This is a genomic window from Micromonospora sp. 4G55 (assembly GCF_016803375.1).
Window position 1 is genome coordinate 1 of sequence record NZ_JAEVHN010000629.1, and the last position, 3,524, is coordinate 3,524.

6 protein-coding genes are annotated in these 3,524 nt (G+C 75.6%); 4 read left to right on the forward strand and 2 right to left on the reverse strand.

Annotation, left to right across the window (positions count from 1 at the left end; all coding sequences use genetic code 11):
• Both JNW89_RS31275 and JNW89_RS31280 read left to right on the forward strand, forming a co-directional pair.
• A partial coding sequence (locus JNW89_RS31275) for an SDR family oxidoreductase (protein ID WP_238451810.1) occupies positions 1-670 on the forward strand: 670 nt, incomplete at its 5' end.
• Between the two features lie 110 nt (positions 671-780).
• The gene (locus JNW89_RS31280; RefSeq protein WP_238451811.1) at positions 781-1,188 is read left to right on the forward strand and encodes an NUDIX domain-containing protein; all 408 of its coding nucleotides are present in this window, start codon (positions 781-783) and stop codon (positions 1,186-1,188) included.
• A 31-nt stretch (positions 1,189-1,219) separates the two neighbouring features.
• Here JNW89_RS31280 and JNW89_RS31285 read toward each other — a convergent pair whose 3' ends face one another.
• Positions 1,220-1,870: a LysE family translocator gene (locus JNW89_RS31285; protein ID WP_238451812.1), complete on the reverse strand. Its 651-nt coding sequence runs from the start codon at positions 1,868-1,870 to the stop codon at positions 1,220-1,222.
• Between the two features lie 105 nt (positions 1,871-1,975).
• On the opposite strand from JNW89_RS31285, the gene JNW89_RS31290 reads away from it, so the two are divergent.
• A complete protein-coding gene (locus JNW89_RS31290; RefSeq protein ID WP_238451813.1) occupies positions 1,976-2,530 on the forward strand; it encodes a GNAT family N-acetyltransferase in 555 nt (184 codons plus the stop codon).
• Positions 2,531-2,545: 15 nt separating this feature from the next.
• Here the strand turns inward: JNW89_RS31290 and JNW89_RS31295 are convergent, their stop codons facing one another.
• The gene (locus JNW89_RS31295; RefSeq protein WP_238451814.1) at positions 2,546-2,950 is read right to left on the reverse strand and encodes a DUF1232 domain-containing protein; all 405 of its coding nucleotides are present in this window, start codon (positions 2,948-2,950) and stop codon (positions 2,546-2,548) included.
• A gap of 144 nt (positions 2,951-3,094) precedes the next feature.
• Here JNW89_RS31295 and JNW89_RS31300 point away from each other — a divergent pair.
• Positions 3,095-3,524 (forward strand): DUF1992 domain-containing protein (locus JNW89_RS31300; protein ID WP_238451815.1); only part of this gene is annotated, 430 nt, incomplete at its 3' end.

The following is a 3,524-nucleotide window of genomic DNA, read 5'->3' on the forward strand; positions in this document are numbered from 1 at the left end:
CCTGACCGACCCGGCCGCCGTCCCGCCCGCCGTACGCGCCGCCGTCGACCGCCTCGGCGGGCTGGATCTGCTGGTCAACAACGCCGGCGTCGGCGGCCCCGCCCCGGCGGAACTGCCGCCCGACGAGATTGTCCGGCAGCAGTTGGAGGTGAACCTGCTCGCCGCCTGGCGGACCACCGCCGCCGCGCTGCCCGACCTGGTCGCCGCCCGCGGCCGGGTGATCTTCGTGGCCAGCCGGATGGCGGTGCTGCCGCTGCCCCTCGCCGCCGCGTACGGGGTGAGCAAGCGGGCGCTGGTCGCCTACGCCGACGCGCTGCGCCACGAGGTCGGCACCCACGTCGGCGTCAGCGTCGTCTACCCGAGCATGGTCGCCTCACCGATCCACGAGAGCACCGCCGAGGCCGGTCTGTCGCTGGGCGGGGTGTCCCGGATGGAACCCGTCGAGGGAGTGGTGGCGGCGATCCTGCGGGCGGCCACCGCCCGCCGGGCGCCCCGGGACGTGGCCACCACGACCCGGGGCCGGCTGGAGATGGCCCTTGCCCGGCACGCGCCCGCGCTGGCCGACCGGATGGTGCGCCGTACCGTCGCCGGCCGGATCGCCGCGGGTGACCTGGACGGGGCGCCGCTGGCCGCCGGGATGGTCCGCCGGCACCGCGACGCCACCGGCTAGCGTGTGCCGGTGCCCGTCCCCGCGTACGTGACCAGGCTGCGCGCCCACATCGGCCACGATCTGCTCCTGCTGCCCGGGGTCAGCGGCGTGGTGCGCGACGCGCCGGGCGGGTGCTGCTGGCCCGGCGGGGCGACAACGGCCGCTGGTCGGTGCCCGCCGGCATCGTGGACCCGGGCGAGCAGCCGGCCGACGCGGTGGTGCGGGAGGTCTTCGAGGAGACCGGCGTGCGGGTCCGGGTCGAGCGGGTCGGCGGCATAGCCACCCACCCGGTGGTCTATCCCAACGGCGACGTCTGCGAGTACCTGAACGTGTGGTTCCGCTGCGCGCCGGTGGGCGGCGAGCCCCGCGCCGACGGCGACGAGTCGACCGAGGTGGGCTGGTTCGCCCCGGACGACCTGCCGGAGCTGGACGAGTGGGCGCGGCTGCGCATCGACACCACGCTGCGCGAGGACGCCCCGACCTGGCACGCGTGGCCCGGCGAGCGGCATCCGGCGCTGCGCCGACCCGACGCCCTCTGAGGTTCAGGGCCGACCTGGCGGCCGGGACGGGTCAGCCGGTGGCGACGGCGGCCCGGGAGCGGTCGGCGGCGATGCGTACCGCGAGGCCGGCCAGCACGGTGCCCATCACGTACCGCTGCGCCCGCGCCCAACCCGGCCGGCGGACCAGGAACGCCGACACCGAACCGGCGGTCAGCACGATCAGCGCGTTGACCGTCAGCGCGATCACGATCTGGGTCAGCCCGAGCAGCAGGCTCTGCACCGCCACGTGGCCGCGCGCCGGGTCGACGAACTGCGGCAGCAGCGACACGTACAGGATGGCGATCTTCGGGTTGAGCAGGTTGGTGACCAGGCCCATGGTGAACAGCCGGCGCGGCCGGTCCGGCGGCAGCGGCGTCGGGGTGAACGCCGATCGCCCGCCCGGGCGCAGCGTCCGCCAGGCCAGCCACAGCAGGTACGCCGCGCCGGCCAGCTTCACCGCCGTGTACAGCGGCGGCACCAGCACGAAGACCGTGGCGATGCCGGCCACCGCGGCGGCCAGGTAGACCAGGAAACCGACCGCCACCCCGAGCAGGGAGACCAGCCCGGCGCGGCGGCCCTGGGTCACCGACCGGGACACCAGGTAGACCATGTTCGGCCCGGGCGTCAGCACCAGGCCGAGCGCCACCAGACCGATTCCCACCAGCGCGCCCACCGTGACCATCGCCGCACCGCCCTCCCCGTGCCCACCGGCGACCCTACGCCGGGAACCGCTGCGCCGTGCGCACCGCAGCTTTGCGCCGGCCCGTTCAGCGGTGACACTGCTGTGATGTCCGTCGTCCTGCGGGTGCCCGCCACCACGTCCGCCGTCGAGCTGGTCCTGCGCCCGTGGCGCGACGACGACGTCGAGGCGTTGCTGGAGATCTACCGCGATCCGGAACTGCGGGCGCGCAGCCGGCGCCCGGTGCGCACCGTCGCCGATGCCCGTCGCTGGGTGGCCCGGCACCGGCAGGGCTGGGCGGCCGGGCGGCGCTTCTGCTTCGCCGTCTGCGAGACGGACCCGGTCGACGGCGGGCAGCGGCTCGTCGCCTGCGTGGTCCTCAAGGACGTCACGCCGGGACGCCCGGACGCCGAGGTGGGCTACTGGACGGCCGCGGCGGCCCGGGGCCGCGGGGTGGCACCCCGCGCGGTGGACGCGGTGAGCCGCTGGGCGTTCACCCGCTTCGCCGCCACCGGACTGACCCGGCTGGAGCTGCTGCACGAGGTCGACAACCCGGCGTCCTGCCGGGTGGCGGAGAAGAGCGGGTACGCGTTCGTGGAGGTGCTGCCCGCCCGGCCGCCGTACCCGGGCGACGGGCACCGCCACGTGCGCCGGCGGGACTGACCGTCGCGACGGGGCTCACTCCGGCGGCGTGGCGGGCGGGCCGAGCAGCCGCAGCAGCAGGCGCGGCTCCCCGGGCCAGGCGGCGAGCAGCACCTCACGCGGCACCTGCCGGCCCGCGTAGCGGAGCGCGAGCGCGACCACGACGATGTCGTCCAACGGGCCGATCACCGGCAGGAACTCCGGGATCAGGTCGATCGGACTGGCCAGCCAGAGGCCCGCCACCACGATGGCGATCTTCGCCTTGCGGGGGACCCGGGGGTCGGCGCGCAGCCGTCGCACCGTGGTCAGACAGTCGGGGATGAACGCGGCCAGATCCCGCAGGATGCCCGGCGGCAGCCGCCGAGCCAGCAGCACCAGCAGCGCCCAACTTGCCAGCAGGCAGGCCACCGCCACCCCGAGCCCGATCAGCCAGTCCCGCACGCTGCCCTCCTCCGACCCGCGTCGACCCTGCCGGGAATCTACGCCCCGGCCGCCGCCACCACCGCCGGCGGGGAATGCCCGGCCGCGCCGGGGCGCTGGACCTCGGCGGTACGGCGAATACGGTGGTTCGGGGAGGTGGGCGACGTGAGCAACGCGTGGGAAGCGGCGGTCGAGGCGCAGATCCGCACCGCCATAGAGCGCGGCGACTTCGACAACCTGCCCGGCATGGGCAAGCCGATCCCGGGCCGCGGCGCCCCCTACGACGAGTCGTGGTGGATCAAGAGTTTCCTGGAGCGGGAGGCCCTGCCCAGCGATCTGCTGCTGCCGACGCCGCTGCAACTGCGCCGCCGGGTCGAGCAGGTCCCCGACGAGGTCCGTGACCTGCCCACCGAGGAGTCCGTCCGGGCGTACGTGGCCGCGCTGAACACCGAGATCGTGGCCTGGCTGCGTACCCCGACCGGCCCGCGGGTGGTGGTCCGGCCGGTCAACGTCGACGAGACCGTACGACGCTGGCGGGCGGACCGGGAACAGCGGTCGGCGGCTGTCGTGGCCGCTGCCACCGAGCCGGCGACCA